This window comes from Pseudogulbenkiania sp. MAI-1 (assembly GCF_000527175.1).
Lineage (GTDB): Bacteria > Pseudomonadota > Gammaproteobacteria > Burkholderiales > Chromobacteriaceae > Pseudogulbenkiania.
This window is the reverse complement of sequence record NZ_AZUR01000001.1, coordinates 3,525,686-3,543,483: the sequence shown is the minus strand read 5'-3', so window position 1 is coordinate 3,543,483 and position 17,798 is coordinate 3,525,686. Positions and strand designations below refer to the sequence as shown.

The 17,798-nt window shown below is 64.9% G+C and carries 19 protein-coding genes; 8 read left to right on the top strand and 11 right to left on the bottom strand.

The window, feature by feature from the left end; all coding sequences use genetic code 11:
• Positions 1–77 precede the first annotated feature (77 nt).
• The 4 genes from PSEMAI1_RS0116635 (at position 78) to PSEMAI1_RS0116625 (ending at position 4,153) form a co-directional block, all read left to right on the top strand.
• On the top strand, positions 78–533 hold the full coding sequence (locus PSEMAI1_RS0116635; RefSeq protein WP_024303953.1) for an Lrp/AsnC family transcriptional regulator: 456 nt from the start codon (positions 78–80) through the stop codon (positions 531–533).
• Between the two features lie 170 nt (positions 534–703).
• Positions 704–1,498: a DUF3369 domain-containing protein gene (locus tag PSEMAI1_RS20985; RefSeq protein ID WP_051460237.1), complete on the top strand. Its 795-nt coding sequence runs from the start codon at positions 704–706 to the stop codon at positions 1,496–1,498.
• A gap of 105 nt (positions 1,499–1,603) precedes the next feature.
• Positions 1,604–3,010 (top strand): bifunctional diguanylate cyclase/phosphodiesterase, encoded by a 1,407-nt coding sequence (locus tag PSEMAI1_RS20980; protein ID WP_051460236.1) that lies wholly within the window; start codon positions 1,604–1,606, stop codon positions 3,008–3,010.
• A gap of 12 nt (positions 3,011–3,022) precedes the next feature.
• Positions 3,023–4,153 carry a sensor histidine kinase gene (locus PSEMAI1_RS0116625; protein WP_024303952.1) on the top strand — a complete coding sequence of 377 codons (1,131 nt, stop codon included), beginning with the start codon at positions 3,023–3,025 and terminating at the stop codon, positions 4,151–4,153.
• Between the two features lie 92 nt (positions 4,154–4,245).
• Here the strand turns inward: PSEMAI1_RS0116625 and PSEMAI1_RS0116620 are convergent, their stop codons facing one another.
• The 10 genes from PSEMAI1_RS0116620 to iscR all read right to left on the bottom strand — a co-directional run bounded on the left by PSEMAI1_RS0116620 (position 4,246) and on the right by iscR (position 11,141).
• Entirely contained in the window at positions 4,246–4,656 is a 411-nt protein-coding gene (locus PSEMAI1_RS0116620; RefSeq protein ID WP_024303951.1) for a DUF2799 domain-containing protein, read from the bottom strand.
• Positions 4,657–4,744: 88 nt separating this feature from the next.
• Entirely contained in the window at positions 4,745–5,398 is a 654-nt protein-coding gene (locus PSEMAI1_RS0116615; protein WP_029770779.1) for a glutathione S-transferase family protein, read from the bottom strand.
• A gap of 127 nt (positions 5,399–5,525) precedes the next feature.
• On the bottom strand, positions 5,526–5,720 hold the full coding sequence (iscX, locus tag PSEMAI1_RS0116610; protein ID WP_024303949.1) for a Fe-S cluster assembly protein IscX: 195 nt from the start codon (positions 5,718–5,720) through the stop codon (positions 5,526–5,528).
• Positions 5,721–5,733: 13 nt separating this feature from the next.
• On the bottom strand, positions 5,734–6,075 hold the full coding sequence (fdx, locus tag PSEMAI1_RS0116605; RefSeq protein ID WP_024303948.1) for an ISC system 2Fe-2S type ferredoxin: 342 nt from the start codon (positions 6,073–6,075) through the stop codon (positions 5,734–5,736).
• Between the two features lie 9 nt (positions 6,076–6,084).
• Complete coding sequence (hscA, locus tag PSEMAI1_RS0116600) at positions 6,085–7,944, bottom strand: Fe-S protein assembly chaperone HscA (protein ID WP_024303947.1); 1,860 nt, start codon at positions 7,942–7,944, stop codon at positions 6,085–6,087.
• A gap of 42 nt (positions 7,945–7,986) precedes the next feature.
• The gene (gene hscB / locus PSEMAI1_RS0116595) at positions 7,987–8,520 is read right to left on the bottom strand and encodes a Fe-S protein assembly co-chaperone HscB (protein WP_024303946.1); all 534 of its coding nucleotides are present in this window, start codon (positions 8,518–8,520) and stop codon (positions 7,987–7,989) included.
• Positions 8,521–8,602: 82 nt separating this feature from the next.
• Positions 8,603–8,926, bottom strand: a complete 324-nt coding sequence (iscA, locus tag PSEMAI1_RS0116590; protein WP_024303945.1) for an iron-sulfur cluster assembly protein IscA — start codon at positions 8,924–8,926, stop codon at positions 8,603–8,605.
• 48 nt (positions 8,927–8,974) lie between these two features.
• Positions 8,975–9,358, bottom strand: a complete 384-nt coding sequence (gene iscU / locus PSEMAI1_RS0116585; RefSeq protein ID WP_024303944.1) for a Fe-S cluster assembly scaffold IscU — start codon at positions 9,356–9,358, stop codon at positions 8,975–8,977.
• 53 nt (positions 9,359–9,411) lie between these two features.
• The gene (locus PSEMAI1_RS0116580) at positions 9,412–10,629 is read right to left on the bottom strand and encodes an IscS subfamily cysteine desulfurase (RefSeq protein WP_024303943.1); all 1,218 of its coding nucleotides are present in this window, start codon (positions 10,627–10,629) and stop codon (positions 9,412–9,414) included.
• Positions 10,630–10,658: 29 nt separating this feature from the next.
• Positions 10,659–11,141 (bottom strand): Fe-S cluster assembly transcriptional regulator IscR, encoded by a 483-nt coding sequence (gene iscR, locus PSEMAI1_RS0116575; RefSeq protein ID WP_024303942.1) that lies wholly within the window; start codon positions 11,139–11,141, stop codon positions 10,659–10,661.
• 268 nt (positions 11,142–11,409) lie between these two features.
• On the opposite strand from iscR, the gene PSEMAI1_RS0116570 reads away from it, so the two are divergent.
• Positions 11,410–12,531 (top strand): beta-ketoacyl-ACP synthase III, encoded by a 1,122-nt coding sequence (locus PSEMAI1_RS0116570; RefSeq protein ID WP_024303941.1) that lies wholly within the window; start codon positions 11,410–11,412, stop codon positions 12,529–12,531.
• Between the two features lie 43 nt (positions 12,532–12,574).
• On the opposite strand, the gene PSEMAI1_RS0116565 is transcribed toward PSEMAI1_RS0116570, so the two are convergent.
• Positions 12,575–13,516: a LysR substrate-binding domain-containing protein gene (locus PSEMAI1_RS0116565; RefSeq protein WP_024303940.1), complete on the bottom strand. Its 942-nt coding sequence runs from the start codon at positions 13,514–13,516 to the stop codon at positions 12,575–12,577.
• Positions 13,517–13,827: 311 nt separating this feature from the next.
• Here PSEMAI1_RS0116565 and PSEMAI1_RS0116560 point away from each other — a divergent pair, with 311 nt between their 5' ends.
• The 3 genes from PSEMAI1_RS0116560 (at position 13,828) to PSEMAI1_RS0116550 (ending at position 17,796) form a co-directional block, all read left to right on the top strand.
• Complete coding sequence (locus PSEMAI1_RS0116560) at positions 13,828–15,420, top strand: ABC transporter substrate-binding protein (protein WP_024303939.1); 1,593 nt, start codon at positions 13,828–13,830, stop codon at positions 15,418–15,420.
• Between the two features lie 407 nt (positions 15,421–15,827).
• Positions 15,828–16,856 (top strand): ABC transporter permease subunit, encoded by a 1,029-nt coding sequence (locus PSEMAI1_RS0116555; protein WP_024303938.1) that lies wholly within the window; start codon positions 15,828–15,830, stop codon positions 16,854–16,856.
• A 16-nt stretch (positions 16,857–16,872) separates the two neighbouring features.
• The gene (locus PSEMAI1_RS0116550) at positions 16,873–17,796 is read left to right on the top strand and encodes an ABC transporter permease subunit (RefSeq protein WP_024303937.1); all 924 of its coding nucleotides are present in this window, start codon (positions 16,873–16,875) and stop codon (positions 17,794–17,796) included.
• Positions 17,797–17,798 lie beyond the last annotated feature (2 nt).

The following is a 17,798-nucleotide window of genomic DNA, read 5'->3' as shown; positions in this document are numbered from 1 at the left end:
AACATGGCGAAATACAGGAAGTTGGCAAGGCGCGCCTGAAAATCTAAGGTTAAAGCGGGGACGAAAAGAAAATCATCATGGAACTGGACCGCAAGAACTGGGCCATCCTCGAGGCCCTGCAGCAGGACGCCCGGCTCACCCTGACCGAACTGGCGCGGCGTGTCGCGCTGTCGGTGCCGGCGGTCACCGAACGGGTCAAGCGGCTGGAAGAGGCAGGGGTCATCACCGGCTACCACGCCGACGTGGCGCCGCACCGGGTCGGTTACGGGCTCTCCGCCCTGATCGGCATCAACTGCGCCCAACCCTACAAGAACCGCCTGCTGGAAACGCTGCGCGCCGCGCCGGAGGTGCTGGAGTGCAGCCACGTTACCGGCAGCGACTCCTACGTGATCAAGGTGGTGACGCGCGACACCCGCCACCTTGAGGCCTTTATCGGCAGCATCAACCACTTCGGCGAGACACGCACCTCGATCATCCTGTCGGTGCCGATCCCGCCGCGCGCGATCCAGCCAAGCGAAACGGATAGCATCTGAAGCGTGTCAATGCCCCTGAAATGAGACGCCGTGTTGCCTATCATTGAAATATGAATACGGCAAACGGTCTGGTATGAGGCATGACGTCGATCTTGTCTCCCGACCGGTGCCGCGTCACCGGCCGCTGCGCGGGGGGGAGCGGCGGCAGTGCAACCGGGGAGACGGATGCCATGCCTGTTGACGCCATTTCCTATCATTCCGCCCAAGATCTCGTCGGCGATGACGAGGTCGAGTTCCTGCCCGAACCGGCCGCCAAGGTCGTGCCCTTGCAGCCGGTCAAACCGGCGCGCTGGCGCGTGTTGACGGTGGACGACGACCGCGGTTTCCAGCGCTCGCTGTCGTTCGCCCTCAGTGGCGAGCTGGTGGCCGGCCGCACCATCGAGCACCTGCAAGCCTACAGCATGCGCGAGGCCGTCCAGTTGCTGCTCAGGCAGCGCGACATCGCGCTGATCCTGCTCGACGTGGTGATGGAAACCGACGACGCCGGGCTGCGCCTGGTGAAATCCGTGCGCGAGGTGCTGGGCAACGCCGAGGTCCGCATCGTGCTGCTCACCGGCCAGCCCCGTGCCGCCCCGATGACCGAAGCGATCCGCGATTACGACATCAGCGACTACTGGGTCAAATCCGAGCTCACGCCGGCGCGCCTCTCCAGCCTGCTCATCGCCAATCTGCGCACCTATGAGCAATTGGTGTCGGTGGCACAGGCGCGTTGCGGGCTGCAGCGCATCGTCGAATCCAACAACCTGCTGTTCGGCGCGCGCAGCCTGCGTGATTTCTCGGCCCGGGTGCTGAGCGAGGCGGCTGCCCTGCTCGGGCTGGCGCCGGAGGGCGTGCTGTGCGCCCGCTTGCGCCACGCCGACGAGCCGCTGACCAACCGCCGCATCAGCATCATCAGCGCGGCAGGGCGCTACGCCGAACTGGTCGACCACTGGCTGGACGAACTGGACACCTCGGAGATCGTCTAGCCGCTGCAGCAATGCTTCATCGGGCGGCAGACGCTGACCTTTCCGGGCGGAGCCGCGCTGTACTTTCCACCCTCGGGCGGCGAGGGGGATGATTACGCCGCGCTGGTGGCGATTCCGCGCGAACTGACCCCGAGCGAGCTGGAATTGCTGAACGTGTTCGCGCTGAGCGTGTCCGGCGGCCTGCACAACGTGTCGTTGCTGAACCGGCTGGACAAGATGGCTTACGAAGACGACCTGACGCCGCTGCCCAACCGCAACGCCCTGGTACGGGCGCTGGACTTCGCCATGGAAGCGCCGCAACGCGCCGGGCGCGGCCTCTTGCTGCTCGACATCGACGGCTTCTCCGGCATCAACATCGCTTTCGGGCCGGGCTACGGCAACGACATCCTGCGCCGGGTGGCGGTCCGCCTGCGTCACAGCCTCGATGCCACGGTGTTCATCGCGCGGGTCGGCAAGGACATCTTCGCGCTGTTGGGCCAGATCGAGCGCATCCATCCCGACTTGGTGCGAGCAGTCCTGAACGGCGGGGCCGACGCGGACGACCCGCTGAAGGTCCTGACGCTGGGCACCGCGCTGGTGCCATTGGACACCCTGGGCGGTCGCGGCGAGGGAGTACTCGAGCTGGCCGGACTGGCGCTGAAGCGGGCCAAGCTGCGCGGCCATGGCCAGCACGAGATCTATCATCCCGATCTGGAAAAGGCCGCTGCCGAGAGCTTTCGGCTGCTGGAGCGGACCCGTCAGGCCGTCGAGGGCGACCGCCTGTACGTCGAATTCCAGCCGCAGATCGACCTGCGCAGCGGGACGGTGCACGGCGTGGAAGCGCTGGCGCGGCTGTACGATGAACACGGCGCGCCGCTCTCGCCGGACGCCGTCATCCCGCTGACCGAGACCACCGGCCTGATCCTCGAGATGGGCGAGCGCATCTTCGCCCAGTCCTGCCAGGCCGCCAAGGCGCTGGCCATGGCCGGCTTCGCCATGCTCAAGGTGGCGGTCAACCTGTCGGTGGTCCAGCTCGTCCGCCCCGAGCAGATGGAGCGGGTGCTGGCCCGGCTCGCCAGCACCGGCATCGAGCCGGAACAACTGGAAATCGAGGTGACCGAATCGGTCGCCATGCTGAATTTCGACGCGGTGCGGGCACAACTTCAGCGCTTCCAGTTCCTCGGCCTGAGCGTCGCCATCGACGACTTCGGCACCGGCTTCTCGTCGCTCGCCTACCTCAGCCAGCTCCCGGCGGACCGGCTGAAGATCGATCGCCGCTTCGTCGGCGAGCTGGGGCGAGGGGAGGAGGCGGAAGCGATCGCCGACATGGTCATCAAGCTGGCAATCCGGCTCGGCAAGACCGTGGTGGCGGAAGGCGTGGAGACCGGACAGCAGGCGCGTTGGTTGCACGCGCACGGCTGCCATTACGCCCAGGGTTACCACTACGCCCGGCCGATGCCGCTGGCGGCCTTGCTGGCCTGGCTGGAGCGGCGCCGTGTCGCCGAGCATATCCACGAGGCACCGGCCGCCTGACGGAGGCGCGGCATGCTGCGCCTGACAGAGCTCTACCGTGCCCGTGCGCGGCTGCTGCGCTGCTTCCTGCCGTGGCTGGTCGCCACCTCACTCGTCGGCTACCTCGGGTTCGAATACCTGCTGGAGGCGCGTCCCCGGCCGCTCTATGTCGCGGGGGCGGTGCTGCTGCTCGCCGCCATGGTGCTGTTCGGTGCCGGGTGGATGGCATGCCGGCTGGCCCTGTTGCTGCAGGCTTGCCGGGACGGCAGCCGTGCCTTGGCGACATGCTCGGAGGAACTGCAGCATAGCCATCGGGAGCTGGATGAGGCGCTGCAGCGCCTGACCGAGACCCAGTCTGAATTGATCGAGGCCGAGAAGCTCGCTTCGCTGGGCATGCTGGTGGCCGGTGCGGCACACGAGCTGAGTGCCCCGGTGGCGGCGGCCAACATGGTGGTCGGCACACTGCAGCAGCAACTGGAGGCGCTCGAGCTGAGTCTGGCGCAAGGGCTGCGCCGTTCCGAGCTGGACGCCTTCCTGCGTCACATGTCGGAAGGCCTGGACATCGCCGGGCACAATCTGCAGCAGGGGGCCGAGCTGATCCAGCGCTTCAAGCGGCTGGCGGCGGACCGCGCCACTTGCCAGCGGCGCGAGTTCGCCCTCGACGAAGTGGTCGAGGACCTGCTGCAGGGGCTGGCGGTACGTGCCCGCCACAGCCCGCACCGGCTGCTGTGCGAACTGGCGCCGGGACTGCGCTTGGACAGTTTCCCCGGCCCGCTGGGGCAGGTGTTGCAGAACCTGATCGACAATGCACTGGTGCATGCCTTTGAGAACATCGCAGAAGGGAAGATCCGGCTAAGCGCCCGGCCGGGCTCTGACCCCGGCACCATCGTCGTGCAGGTCGCGGACAATGGCGTCGGCATCGCGCCGGAGATTCGCGAGCGGATTTTCGAGCCGTTCTTTACCACGCGCCGTGGGCGAGGTGGCAGCGGGCTCGGGCTCAGTCTGGTCCAGCAACTGGTCACCCGGGTACTGGGCGGCACCCTCGGCGTGTCGTCCGGGGAGGGGGTGGGCACCATCTTCTCCTTGACGCTGCCGACTCGGGCGCCGGAGCCGCTGCCGCTACTGATGCCGGCCAAGTCGGCACAGTTTGCCCGGATGGTCTAGGTGTTCGTCCGTCTCCTCATTCCGGACGCCATATCGGTCGCTATGCGGCGAGTAGCATGGCTGCCCCGTGGCGTCGGCTGCGCTGGCACATCTCACCAGCGCCGGTAGGGATACCTGGGGAAAGCCGGCCAGAATCCGTCGTGGTAATAATCCAGACGGTATTCCATGTAGGCCGGGTAGTAGCGTTTGAGAAACGGCCCTTCCAGATCGGCCGGGCAGACGTTCTCGTAGCGCTCGCCACGACGGCCGACACGCTCGCCGTTGTCCGGCGTGCAATAATCGCGCAGCCCCCGCTCGCGTGCCGCCAGGTAGGACGTGCGGTCGATCGTCAGGCCGAAGCGGGCGCAGGCCTCGACATGCTTCTCCAGCCGCCACAGGCCGTAGCCCTGGCGGCCGTCTTCCAGCCCGAGCTGGGCGGCGGGTTTGCTGCGGCATTCCTGCTCGTTCAGCGTGGCACAGCCGGCGAGCAGGAAGGCGAGCGCAATCAGAATGAAACGGGGCATGCGGTTCTCCATTCGAAACGGAGATTCGCGTCATTGCAGAGCCTGACCGACGGGACACGACCGGCTCCCGGCGAACGTGTCAGGGGGCTCAGCCGCCGGCAGCGGCCATTTCCGCCTCGGCGTCATCGTACCACTGCTGCATTGCCGGCAGTTCCAGGATGTGATCGGCGTAGATCTCCGAACGCGGCGGCAGTTCCACGCCGTAGCTGACGAAGCGCGTCACCACCGGGGCGTACATGGCGTCGGCGATGGTGAAATGGCCGAACAGGAACGGGCCGTTGTCCTGGTGGCGGTGCAGCAGCTCTTCCCACATCTCGACGATGCGGCGGATGTCGGCCGCCGCGGCTTCCGGGACGACGAAATCCTCGTGACGGGCGACGATGTCCATCGGCAGGTGCTGGCGCAGGGCGGTGAAGCCGGAATGCATCTCGGCTGCCACCGCGCGCGCCAGCGCACGCTCGGCGCTGTCCTCCGGCCACAGCCGTGCCGCCGGGAAACACTCGGCCAGGTATTCGCAGATCGCCAGCGAGTCCCACACCCGCACCTTGCCGTCGAACAGCACCGGCACCTTGCCGGCCGGACTCACCGCCAGGAGGCGGCTCTTGGTATCGGGCCGGTCCAGCGGGATCAGCTGCTCGTTGAACGGTTCGTCCAGCATCTTCAGCACCAGCCAGGGGCGCAGGGACCAAGACGAGTAATTCTTGTTGCCGATGACCAGGGTGAACATGGGATTCTCTTTCATGACGGGCGCACTCCTCATTGTGGAAACAAAAACGCCCTGCGGCAAGACAGGGCGTCAGCGCTCTCGGCCGCGGGGCAAGTCCTCTCTCCGGCACGATAACATGAACGAATGCGGCAGGGGCGGGAGCTCAGGAGACCTCGTCGATCCAGGCCTGCTGGATCGCCTCCAGCACCTTTTCGCCGCCGCGCTGGTGATCGTCGTCGAACTCCGGCAGTTCGACTACCCAGTTGTGCAGGTCGGTGAAGCGGATGGTGGTCGGGTCCACATCGGGGTGGGCATCGGCCAGTTCGATGGCGATATCGTGGATGTCGGTCCATTTCATGGTTCGGCGCTCCTCAATGGTTCTCACGGGCAAGGTTGATGGTATAGCGCGGAATCTCCACCACCAGGTCCTCGTCGCTGACGATGGCCTGGCACGACAGGCGCGAGTTGGCTTCCAGCCCCCAGGCCTTGTCCAGCATGTCTTCTTCCAGCTCGTCCGCCTCGTTCAGCGAATCCAGTCCCTCGCGAACCACCACGTGGCAGGTGGTGCAGGCACAGGACATTTCGCAGGCGTGCTCGATCTCGATGTGGTTCTCGAGCAGGATTTCGCAGATGCTCTTGCCGCTCTCCGCCTCCTCGATCACGGCGCCTTCCGGGCACAGTTCGACGTGGGGCAGCACGATGATTCTTGGCATGGGGGATCCTTACAATTCGGCGATGTTGTGGCCCTTGAGCGCGCGCTGCACGTTGCGGTCCATGCGGCGGGCGGCAAAGGTTTCGGTGAGACGGTTGAGCTGGCCGGCGGCGTCGTTGATCGCCACGGTACGGTTATCGGCGATCGCGCTCTCCACGGCGGCGATGCCGGCCTCGATGGCGGCCAGTTCGTCGGCAGCGAGCAGGTCGCCGTCGGCGGTGATGGCGGCGCGGGTGGCATCGACCAGACTCTCGGCGTCGACGATGGCCTCGCGCAGCTTGCGCGCCTCGATGTCGTCCTGCACGTGCGCCAGCGAGTCGTTCAGCATGCGCGTGATCTCGTCGTCGGACAGGCCGTAGGACGGCTTGACCTCGATGTGGGCTTCCACCCCCGAGGTCTGCTCGCGCGCCGACACCGACAACAGCCCGTCGGCGTCCACCTGGAAGGTGATGCGGATGCGCGCCGCGCCCGCCACCATCGGCGGAATGCCGCGCAGCACGAACTGCGCCAGCGAGCGGCAGTCGCTCACCAGCTCGCGCTCGCCCTGCAGCACGTGGATGGACATCGCGGTCTGGCCGTCCTTGAAGGTGGTGAACTCCTGGGCGCGGGCGATCGGCAGCGTGCTGTTGCGCGGGATGATCTTCTCGGTCAGTCCGCCCATGGTCTCGATACCGAGCGACAGCGGGATCACGTCGAGCAGCAGCCAGTCGTCGTCCTGCTTGTTGCCGGCCAGCACGTTGGCCTGCATCGCGGCGCCCAGCGCCACCACCTTGTCCGGGTCGAGGTTGGTCAAGGGCGTCTGGCCGAAGAAGTCGCCCACGGCCTTCTGGATGTGCGGCATGCGCGTGGCACCGCCCACCATCACCACGCCCTTGACGTCCTCGGCGCCGATCCTGGCATCGCGCAGGGCCTTGCGCACCGGCAGCAGGGTCTTGTCGACCAGGGTCCTGGTGATGTCGCGGAAGGTCTCCTGGTCCAGCGTCAAGTCGACGGTCTGGCCGTCGGACAACAACGCGGTGAGGCGGGTGCTGGCGTGCTCGGTGAGCGCTTCCTTGGCTTCGCGCGCGCGGGTCAGCAACAGGCGCGAGTCGTGGGCATTGAGGCCGGACAGGCCGGCCTGCGCCAGCGCCCAGCAGTACACGCGGTGGTCGAAATCGTCGCCGCCGAGCGCCGAGTCGCCGCTGGTGGCCAGCACCTCGAACACGCCCTGGGTCAGCTTGAGGACGGAGATGTCGAAGGTGCCGCCGCCCAGGTCGTACACTACGTAGACGCCCTCGGAGCCGTTGTCGAGGCCGTAGGCGATGGCGGCGGCGGTCGGCTCGTTCAACAGGCGCAGCACATTGAGGCCGGCCAGGCGGGCGGCGTCCTTGGTGGCCTGGCGCTGGGCGTCGTCGAAGTAGGCCGGCACTGTGATCACCGCGCCCACCAGTTCGCCACCGAGTGTGTCTTCGGCGCGCTGTTTCAGCGTGCGCAGGATGTCGGCGGAGATCTCCACCGGGCTCTTGGCGCCGGCGCGAGTGATCAGCTGCACCATGCCGGGGGCGTCGACGAAGCGGTAGGGCTGGGCGGCGGCTTCGCTGATGTCGGCCAGGCCGCGGCCCATGAAGCGTTTCACCGAGACGATGGTGTTGTGCGGGTCGCGGCTCTGCTCGGCCTGCGCGGCGAAGCCGACCGCCACCTCGCCGCCGTCGAGATAGCGCACCACCGACGGCAGCAGGCTGCGGCCGTGCTCGTCCGGCAGCACGCCGGCCGCGCCGCTGCGCACGGTGGCCACCAGCGAGTTGGTGGTGCCGAGGTCGATGCCGACGGCGAGGCGGTGTTGATGGGGGGCGGCGGAGAGGCCGGGTTCGGCAATTTGCAAGAGGGCCATGGTGGTCTGTCGTGTTGTTGAGGCGGCTTCGCCAACCTCGGATCAGAAAAGCAGGCTTTCGATGGCGTCGCCGATTTCCTGTTCGAGTTTTTCCAGAAAGCGCAATTTTCTAACCAGGACGGCGGCCCCGTCCAGGTCGCCGACGTCATCCAGCGCGGCCTGGAGGTGCTGCTGCAGGCCGGCGGCGTCGCGGCGCAGCTCGCGCGCCAGTTGCTCCAGCGCCTCCACATCGCGGCCGTCCTTGGCATCGCCGATTGCTTCGCGCCACTCCATCTGCGCCATCAGGAAGTCGGCCGGCATGCTGGTATTGGTGTCTTCCTGGGTATCGACGCCGGCCAGCTGCAGCAGGTAGCGCGCGCGTGCCAGCGGCGATTTCAGGGTGCGGTAGGCCTCGTTGGCGTGGGTCGCCATCATCAGCGCCACGCGTTTCTCGGCATCGCCGGCGCTGGCGAAGCGGTCGGGATGGACCTGCGCCGCCACGGCGCGCCAGGCGCTTTCCAGTCGGCTCGCGTCCAGCTCGAACCGGCGCGGCAGTCCGAACAGGCTGAAGTGGTCCTGCTTGAAGTCGAAATTCATGGTGTCTCGCACACAGCGGCTGGCCGGTCAGACAAAACCGACCCTGAAGGTCGGTTCCGGCATGCACGGAGCCTGAACGGGCTCAGACGTTGAAGCTTTCGCCGCAACCGCACTCGTTCTTGACGTTCGGGTTGTTGAACTTGAAGCCCTCGTTCAACCCTTCCTTGGCGTAGTCGAGCTCGGTGCCGTCGAGGTAGGCGAGGCTCTTGGCATCGGTGAACACCGTCACGCCGTGACTCTCGAAAGTCACGTCGTCGTCGCTGGCGACGTCGACGAATTCGAGCTTGTACGCCATGCCCGAACACCCCGAGGTTTTCACCCCGAGGCGGATGCCCAGGCCTTTGCCGCGCTTGACGATGAAGTTGCGGACATGGTCGGCCGCACGTTCGGAAAGAGTGATTGCCATAGTCGTTCCTGACCCAATATCGAGCAGCAGGCTTGGCCTGCCGCCCGTTTACTTGCCGTGTTTCTGTTTGTAGTCGCTGACCGCCGCCTTGATGGCGTCTTCGGCCAGGATGGAGCAGTGGATCTTCACCGGGGGCAGCGCCAGCTCTTCGGCGATCTCGGTGTTCTTGATCGCCATGGCTTCGTCCAGCGTCTTGCCCTTGACCCATTCCGTCACCAGCGAGGACGAGGCGATGGCCGAACCGCAACCGTAGGTCTTGAACTTGGCGTCTTCGATCACGCCGTTCTCGTTGACCTTGATCTGCAGCTTCATCACGTCGCCACAGGCCGGCGCGCCGACCATGCCGGTGCCGACGCTGTCGTCGCCCTTGTCGAAGGAACCGACGTTGCGCGGGTTTTCGTAATGGTCCAGGACCTGTTCACTGTATGCCATGGTGTGGTTCTCCTTGCATGCGGGAGGGGGCGGCCTCCCGCCGGTAATCTGGTTTAGTGGGCGGCCCACTCGATGCTGTTGAGGTCGACGCCGTCCTTGAACATCTCCCACAGCGGGGACAGCTCGCGCAGCTTGCCGATTTTCTCACGCATCAGCTGGACGGCGTAGTCGATTTCTTCTTCGGTGGTGAAGCGGCCGATGGTGAAGCGGATCGAGCTGTGCGCCAGTTCGTCGTTGCGGCCCAGCGCACGCAACACGTAGGACGGCTCCAGGCTGGCCGAGGTGCAGGCCGAGCCGGACGAGACCGCCAGGTCCTTCACCGCCATGATCAGCGATTCGCCTTCGACGAAGTTGAAGCTCACGTTGAGGTTGTGCGGTACACGGGCGTCGATGTCACCGTTGATGTACACCTCTTCCATGTCCTTGATGCCATTCCACAGGCGGTCGCGCAGCATGCGGATGCGTTCGTTTTCGCTGGCCATCTCTTCGCGCGCGATGCGGAACGCCTCGCCCATGCCGACGATCTGGTGCGGCGCCAGCGTGCCCGAGCGGAATCCGCGCTCGTGGCCACCGCCGTGCATCTGGGCTTCCAGGCGCACGCGCGGCTTGCGGCGTACGTACAGTGCGCCGATGCCTTTCGGGCCGTAGGTCTTGTGAGCCGAGAAGCTCATCAGGTCGACCTTGAGCTGGCTCAGGTCGATCGCCACCTTGCCGGTGGCCTGGGCGGCGTCGACGTGGAAGATGATGCCTTTTTCACGGCAGATATCGCCGATCTGCGGAATATCCTGGATCACGCCGATCTCGTTGTTGACGTACATCACCGACACCAGGATGGTGTCCGGACGGAGCGCCGCCTTGAACTCGTCGAGGTCGATCAGGCCGTTGTCCTTGACGCCGAGGTAGGTCACTTCGAAGCCCTGGCGCTCCAACTCGCGACAGGTATCGAGCACGGCCTTGTGTTCGGTCTTGACGGTGATGATGTGCTTGCCCTTGCTCTTGTAGAACTGGGCGGCACCCTTGATCGCCAGGTTGTCGGACTCGGTGGCGCCCGAAGTCCAGATAATTTCCTTCGGGTCGCAGTTGACCAGCGCGGCCACGTCAGCACGGGCTTGTTCCACCGCGGCTTCCGCCTCCCAGCCGAAGCTGTGGCTGCGCGACGCCGGGTTGCCGAATTTCTCGGTCAGGTAGATCACCATCTGTTCCGCCACGCGCGGGTCGACCGGCGTGGTGGCGGAATAGTCGAGGTAGATCGGAAGCTTGAGCTGACTCATTCTTAATATCTCCACAAAAGGCGTCCGGTTCACAAGGCGCCGGTCGGCGTGACGCGAGCTCGCGGCGGCGTGGCTTCGCGCTTGTCCTGCATGACGTTCGTTTCCTTGGCGCGCTGATCGGCTACGAGGCTGAACAGCGTCACCTTGGACAGGTAATCGAAAATGGTGGCGTTGAGGTTGGTCCACAAGTCGTGGGTCATGCAGCGGTGGTTGTCGTGACAGTTCTCGCGACCGCCACACTGGGTGGCGTCCACCGGTTCGTCCACGGCGGTGATGATGTCCGCCACCGAAATCTCCTCGGCGCTCTTGGCCAGGGTATAGCCCCCGCCCGGGCCGCGCACGCTTTCCACCAGCTCGGCGCGGCGCAGCTTGCCGAACAATTGCTCCAGGTAGGAAAGCGAGATGCTCTGGCGTTCGCTGATGCCGGCCAACGTGACGGGGCCGTTGCCATGGCGCAGGGCCAGATCCAGCATGGCGGTGACGGCGAAGCGTCCCTTGGTGGTTAAACGCATGATCTCAGTTTCCGTTGGGGGTGGGGTATCGGGATTATACCTAATTTCCGAGTATTTTAGTCAACTATTGGCCGGCCGGATTTTCCCGTGTCCGCGGGCTGGCAGTGCCAAGGCGCTGGCGCCGGCCAAGTCATAACTTGACTATTTTACTTGGTTTTAGCGTGGCTGGCATGTGTTTCTTAAATATCTGTGACAGCTTGGTGTATCATGGAACGAACATTTGTTTGATTTTGACGCGCCGGCCTCTGCTGCCGGCAAGGAGTGAGCGATGCATAAGGTGGTTATCAGCGGCACGGGCTTGTTCACGCCGCCCAACGCGGTGAGCAACGAACAGCTGGTCGCGGCCTTCAACGAGTACGTGGCCCACTTCAACGCCGAGCATGCCGAGGCCATCGCCGCACAGGAACTGGCGCCGCTGGTGGCATCCAGCGCCGAGTTCATCGAAAAGGCATCCGGCATCCGCCAGCGTTACCTGATGGACGCCGCCGGTGTGCTCGACCCGGCGCGCATGACGCCCAGCCTACCGGAACGCGACAATGACAGTCTCTCGATCCAGGCCGAGATGGCGGTCGCCGCCGCGCGCGAGGCGCTGGAACTGGCCTGCCGATCGGCCGAGGATGTCGACATGGTGATCGTGGCCTGCTCCAACCTGCCACGCCCCTACCCGGCACTGGCGATCGAGGTGCAGCAGGCGCTCGGCATCCGGGGCTGCGCCTTCGATATGAACGTGGCTTGTTCCTCGGCCACCTTCGGTATCCAGACGGCGGTCAACGCCATCCAGAGCGGACAGGCGCGGGCGGTGCTGATGGTGAACCCGGAAATCTGCTCGGCCCACCTCAACTTCCGCGACCGCGACAGCCACTTCATCTTCGGCGACGCCTGCACCGCGGTGCTGCTGGAGCGTGCCGACGCGGCGGTTGCTGCCGGTGTGTTTGAGGTGCTGGGCACGCGTCTGGCCACGGCCTTCTCCAACAACATCCGCAACAACTTCGGCTTTCTCAACCGCTGCGACGAGCGCGGCATCGGCCAGCCGGACAAGCTGTTCATCCAGCAGGGGCGCAAGGTGTTCAAGGAGGTCTGCCCGATGGTCGGCGAGCACATCGTCGACCACCTGGAGCAACTGGCAATCCGGCCGGACGACGTGCGCTGCTTCTGGCTGCACCAGGCCAATCTGGCGATGAACCAACTGATCGCACGGCGCGTGCTGGGCCGCGAAGCCACACCCGACGAGGCGCCGGTCATCCTGGACCGCTACGCCAATACCAGTTCCGCCGGTTCCATCATCGCTTTCCATCTGCATAAGGATCGGCTAGGAACTAATGATATGGGGGTGATCTGTTCGTTCGGCGCCGGCTACTCGGTCGGCAGCGTGGTGTTGAGGAAAAACTGAACGCCGGCCGCCCGGCCCTGAGGACGGGCCGGGCAGGGGGGACTCAGGCCGGTACGGCCGAGCGGGGAAGATCCCGGCGGGTAGCGAGACCGAAATCGTGCTCGCGCGCCACCGTCAATGCCGCCTCCCGAAACTCGTGGGCGATGTCGGAGCGGATGCCGGTGCTCGGGTAGGCCAGCACGTACTGAAAGCGGGCGTCGGTCTGGAACGGACGCACCACCACGCCGTGTGGCAGCCAGAGCGGAGCGGCGAAGGGCTCGACGATCGAGATGCCGAAGCCGTTGGCCACCATGGCGTAGCGGGTGTGCGAGGTATGGGTGCGGATGGTATAGCGCGGGCGGATGGCCGGGTCGGGCAGGTAGACCTCCTCCATGCCGCGCGACAGCGGCCCTTCCGGCAGCCAGCCGATGACGTCCTGCTCGTGCAGATCCTCCGGCACGATCACCTCTTTTTGTGCCAGCGGGTGGGAGGCCGGCATGGCACACAGCACGTTGCCTTCCAGCAGCGGCTCCATCTCGATGCCGGCAATGGGAGGAAAGGCCTGGCACACGGCGATGTCGACTTTGAGATCCTGCAGCCGCACCAGGATCTCGGGGTTGTTGGCAGTATCGATCTTGACCGGCATGCCCGGTTTTCTCTTGAAGAATTCGCGCAGGACCGGCGGCAGCAGGGCGGTGGACAGTACCGGCTGGCAGGTCACGGTCAGCCCTTCGGAGGCTTCCTGGCGGATGGTCTCAGCGGCCTGCTTCAGCCGCTCCAGGCCAAGAAAGTTCTCTTCCACGGCACGGTAGAATCGCACCGCGGCCATGGTCGGTTCGAGCCGGCCCTTGGTGCGGTTGAACAGGCGGAACCCCAGGTCCGCTTCGAGATCGGCGATCAGCCGGCTGATGGCGGGCTGGGTGATATGCATGCGGCGGGCGGCGCCGACGCTGGTGCCGGTCGCCATCAGGCAGCGGAAGGCTTCGACTTGGCGGAAGCGGATCATGTGGAAATCTCTCTTGGAAAGGTCAGATAAACAGCATTATAACAAAACCGCATTGGCTATCATTGTTTGCGAATAGATGTGATAGTTGAAATGTGGAATACTCGGCGCGCACAAGCGGAAGCTGTCATTCGGTGCGCCCGATGCTTGCCGCTGATCTTTGGTTGTATGTCCTCCGTTTCCGGCAGCCACCGCTGCTCAGGTGAGGAGGAGAGCAGGGCGTGTTTGTGGATGTTGCCGTCGAGCACTCTACCCGGGCGCTGATGGACTGTTAGAAGCTGAAACCTTAAATACAAGCAGGGAATAGGGAAACTATGAAAATTGCCAAGCATTTGCTGCTCACCGCTGGCCTCGTCGCCGGCGCTTCCATGGCGCAGGCGGCCGGTACGCTGATCTACTGTTCCGAGGGTAGCCCCGCCGGTTTCGATCCGGGTCAGTACACCACCGGCACCGACTTCGACGCCGCAGCCGAAACCGTGTTCAACCGCCTGGTGCAGTTCGAGCGTGGCGGTACCAAGGTGGTTCCCGGCCTGGCCGTGAAATGGGACGTTTCCCCCGATGGCCTGAGCTACACCTTCCACCTGCGCAAGGGCGTCAAGTTCCACACCACCGAGTACTTCAAGCCGACCCGCGAGTTCAACGCCGACGACGTGCTGTTCACCTTCCAGCGCATGCTCGACAAGAACCATCCGTTCCGCAAGGCTTACCCGACCGAATTCCCGTACTTCACCGACATGGGCATGGACGAGAACATCGCCCAGGTCGAGAAGCTCGACCCGTACACCGTCAAGTTCACGCTGAAGAAGATCGACGCCGCCTTCGTGCAGGATCTGGCGATGAGCTTCGCCTCGATCCAGTCGGCCGAATACGCCGACAAGCTGCTGAAGGAAGGCAAGCCGCAGATGATCAACCAGCAGCCCATCGGTACTGGCCCGTTCATCTTCAAACGCTACCAGAAGGACGCCCAGATCCGCTTCGCCGGCAACAAGGAATACTGGAACAAGGGCGACGTGAAGCTCGACAACCTGGTGTTCGCCATCACCACCGACCCCTCGGTGCGCTTCCAGAAGCTGAAAGCCGGCGAATGCCAGCTGACCACCTTCCCGCGTCCGGCCGACGTGCCGGCGATGAAGGCCGATCCGAAACTGAAAGTGATGTCGCAGCCGGGCTTCAACCTCGGCTACGTCGCCTACAACGTCAAGCACAAGCCGCTGGAGAAGCTGGAGGTGCGCCAGGCGCTCGACATGGCGATCAACAAGAAAGCCATCATCGATGCGGTGTACCAGGGCGCTGGCCAACCCGCCACCAACCCGATGCCGCCGACCCAGTGGTCGTACAACAAGTCGCTGAAGGACGCGCCGTTCAATCCGGAAAAGGCCAAGGAGCTGCTGAAGAAGGCCGGCTTCCCGAACGGCTTCGAGCTCAGCCTGTGGGCCATGCCGGTGCAGCGTCCGTACAACCCGAACGCCAAGCTGATGGCTGAAATGATCCAGGCCGACTGGGCCAAGATCGGCGTCAAGGCCAAGATCCAGTCCTACGAGTGGGGCGAGTACCTCAAGCGCGCCAAGGCCGGCGAGCACGATTCCATGCTGATCGGCTGGACCGGCGACAACGGCGATCCGGACAACTGGCTGGGCGTGCTGTTCGGCTGCGACGCGATGAGCGGCAACAACTTCTCCAAGTGGTGCTACCAGCCGTTCGAGCAGCTGATCCAGAAGGGCAAGGCCACCGCCAATGTCGCCGAGCGCACCAAGCTCTACATGAAGGCGCAGGAAATCGTGAAGCAGCAGGTGCCGCTGACCACCATTGCGCACTCCACGGTGAACCAGCCGATGCGCAAAGAAGTGGAAGGCTTCAAGGTCAGCCCGTTCGGCCTGAATTCCTTCTACGGTGTCAGTGTCAAATAAGGGCTGGAATCCGCCAATCTGAACGCTGATATTCGGGGGCTGCGGCCCCCGATCTGTTACAGCGGCCCCGAGATGATGCAAAAGTCATTGCTGGAGCACATCGGGGCTGTTGAGCGGACGGTGGCAAGGTAAGCAGGGCCGCGAGAGTCGACACGGCCGGATGCCTCTTCGAAGCTTCTTGACCTATATCAATACCCCCGCGCCAGCGCGATGTTATTGTTCTCTTGCCGTGACGATAACGCAGTAGCTGATGTGGGTGGGTGGTTCAGTTGCAGCGTTATCGTCCGGCGCCTTCCTCTCTCGTCTCCCGCTTCCTTCCCCGTCCTCGCTCGGAATGATCCCGTTACCGGGGTCAAGCAACAGCGCGCTTTATCGCTTAGCGCACTGAGTGTGGGAGATGTTTCGCTATGTTTTCATTCATCCTGAGGCGCCTCGGCCTGCTGCTGCCGACCTTCTTCGGCATCACGCTGATCACCTTCGGCCTGATCCGCCTGATCCCCGGCGATCCGGTCGAAGTCATGGTGGGCGAGCGCACGCTCGACCCGCAGATGCACGCCGACGCCATGCATCGCCTGGGCCTCGACAAACCTATTTATCTGCAATACGTCGATTACCTCGGCAACCTCGCCACGGGCAACCTGGGCGAATCCCTGGTCACCAAGGAAAGCGTGTGGAAGGAATTCGCCACGCTGTTCCCGGCGACGCTGGAACTGGCCGTGATGGCCATGCTGTTCGCCGCCGTGTTCGGCCTGCTGGCCGGCGTGATCGCCGCCATCAAGCGCGGCTCGATCTTCGACCACGGCATCATGGGCCTCGCCCTGACCGGCTTCTCGATGCCGATCTTCTGGTGGGGCCTGATCCTGATCATGTTCTTCTCGGTCAAGCTCGGCTGGACTCCGGTGTCGGGCCGTCTCGACCTCGCCTTCGACATCGCCCCGCGCACCGGCTTCATGCTGATCGACGCCTGGCTGGCCGAAGCGGCCGACCCGGAGCTCAACGCCGGGGCCTTCAAGGACGCCTTGAAGCACCTGATCCTGCCCGCCATCGTGCTGGGTACCATCCCGCTGGCGGTGATCGCGCGGATGACCCGCTCCTCGATGCTGGAAGTGCTGCGCGAGGACTACGTGCGCACCGCGCGCGCCAAGGGGCTCTCGCCGGCGCGGGTGATCTTCATCCACACCCTGCGTAACGCCTTGATCCCGGTGCTGACCGTGATGGGCCTGCAAGTGGGCACGCTGATGGGCGGGGCCGTGCTGACCGAAACCATCTTCTCCTGGCCCGGCATCGGCAAGTGGCTGATCGACGCCATCAGCCGGCGCGACTACCCGGTGGTGCAAAACGGCATCCTCATGGTCGCCACGCTGGTGATCCTGGTGAACTTCACCGTGGACATCCTCTACGGCATCGCCAACCCGCGCATCCGTCACGCCAAGTAACCGCTCAGGAGCCGTCATGGCCAACGTACAAGCTACTCCCGCGACGAGCGCCGCCGACGAGGTCGCGCTGTCGTATCCGTCCCCGCTGAAAGAATTCTGGCAGGGCTTCTCCCACAACAAGGGCGCCGTAGCCGGCCTGATCTTCATGATCGCGATCGCCGTCAGTGCGCTGCTGGCCCCCTGGCTCGCGCCGTACAGCCCGATCGAGCAATACCGCGACGCCATCCTCACCCCGCCGGCCTGGATGGAAGGCGGAACCAGCCAGTTCCTGTTCGGTACCGACGAACTGGGGCGCGACCTGCTGTCGCGGCTGATCCACGGCGCGCGCCTGTCGCTCCTGATCGGCCTCACCTCGGTGGTGATGGCGCTGATTCCCGGCGTGATCCTCGGCCTGATCTCCGCCTTCTTCCCCAAGGTGCTGGGCAGCCTGATCATGCGCCTGATGGACATCATGATGGCGCTGCCGGCGCTGCTGCTGGCGGTGGCCATTGTCGCCATCCTGGGGCCGGGCCTCGTCAACACCATGATCGCCATCGCCATCGTGGCGCTGCCGGCCTACGTGCGGCTGACCCGCGCCTCGGCGATGACCGAACTCAACCGCGACTACGTTACCGCCTCGCGCGTGGCCGGCGCCGGCCTGGTTCGCCTGATGTTCGTCTGTGTGCTGCCCAACTGCATGGCGCCGCTGATCGTGCACGCCACCATGAGCTTCTCCTCGGCCATTCTCGAAGCGGCCGCGTTGGGCTTCCTCGGCCTGGGCGTGCAGCCGCCTACCCCGGAATGGGGCACCATGCTGGCCTCGGCGCGCGACTACATCGAACGCGCCTGGTGGGTGGTGACCCTGCCGGGCCTCACCATCCTGCTGTCGGTACTGGCCATCAACCTGATGGGCGATGGCCTGCGCGATGCGCTCGACCCGAAACTGAAGCGCGCCGCGTAAGG

Excerpts from the sequence above, each read along its gene's own strand:
- iscA (WP_024303945.1), bottom strand. The coding sequence starts at position 8,926 with ATGGCAATCACTCTTTCCGAACGTGCGGCCGACCATGTCCGCAACTTC.
- hscB (WP_024303946.1), bottom strand. The coding sequence starts at position 8,520 with ATGAATTTCGACTTCAAGCAGGACCACTTCAGCCTGTTCGGACTGCCG.
- iscR (WP_024303942.1), bottom strand. The coding sequence starts at position 11,141 with ATGCGTTTAACCACCAAGGGACGCTTCGCCGTCACCGCCATGCTGGAT.
- hscA (WP_024303947.1), bottom strand. The coding sequence starts at position 7,944 with ATGGCCCTCTTGCAAATTGCCGAACCCGGCCTCTCCGCCGCCCCCCAT.
- PSEMAI1_RS0116625 (WP_024303952.1), top strand. The coding sequence starts at position 3,023 with ATGCTGCGCCTGACAGAGCTCTACCGTGCCCGTGCGCGGCTGCTGCGC.
- PSEMAI1_RS0116550 (WP_024303937.1), top strand. The coding sequence starts at position 16,873 with ATGGCCAACGTACAAGCTACTCCCGCGACGAGCGCCGCCGACGAGGTC.
- iscX (WP_024303949.1), bottom strand. The coding sequence starts at position 5,720 with ATGAAATGGACCGACATCCACGATATCGCCATCGAACTGGCCGATGCC.
- PSEMAI1_RS0116560 (WP_024303939.1), top strand. The coding sequence starts at position 13,828 with ATGAAAATTGCCAAGCATTTGCTGCTCACCGCTGGCCTCGTCGCCGGC.
- PSEMAI1_RS0116570 (WP_024303941.1), top strand. The coding sequence starts at position 11,410 with ATGCATAAGGTGGTTATCAGCGGCACGGGCTTGTTCACGCCGCCCAAC.
- PSEMAI1_RS0116635 (WP_024303953.1), top strand. The coding sequence starts at position 78 with ATGGAACTGGACCGCAAGAACTGGGCCATCCTCGAGGCCCTGCAGCAG.
- PSEMAI1_RS0116580 (WP_024303943.1), bottom strand. The coding sequence starts at position 10,629 with ATGAGTCAGCTCAAGCTTCCGATCTACCTCGACTATTCCGCCACCACG.
- PSEMAI1_RS20985 (WP_051460237.1), top strand. The coding sequence starts at position 704 with ATGCCTGTTGACGCCATTTCCTATCATTCCGCCCAAGATCTCGTCGGC.
- PSEMAI1_RS0116620 (WP_024303951.1), bottom strand. The coding sequence starts at position 4,656 with ATGCCCCGTTTCATTCTGATTGCGCTCGCCTTCCTGCTCGCCGGCTGT.
- PSEMAI1_RS0116615 (WP_029770779.1), bottom strand. The coding sequence starts at position 5,398 with ATGAAAGAGAATCCCATGTTCACCCTGGTCATCGGCAACAAGAATTAC.
- PSEMAI1_RS0116565 (WP_024303940.1), bottom strand. The coding sequence starts at position 13,516 with ATGATCCGCTTCCGCCAAGTCGAAGCCTTCCGCTGCCTGATGGCGACC.
- iscU (WP_024303944.1), bottom strand. The coding sequence starts at position 9,358 with ATGGCATACAGTGAACAGGTCCTGGACCATTACGAAAACCCGCGCAAC.
- PSEMAI1_RS0116555 (WP_024303938.1), top strand. The coding sequence starts at position 15,828 with ATGTTTTCATTCATCCTGAGGCGCCTCGGCCTGCTGCTGCCGACCTTC.
- fdx (WP_024303948.1), bottom strand. The coding sequence starts at position 6,075 with ATGCCAAGAATCATCGTGCTGCCCCACGTCGAACTGTGCCCGGAAGGC.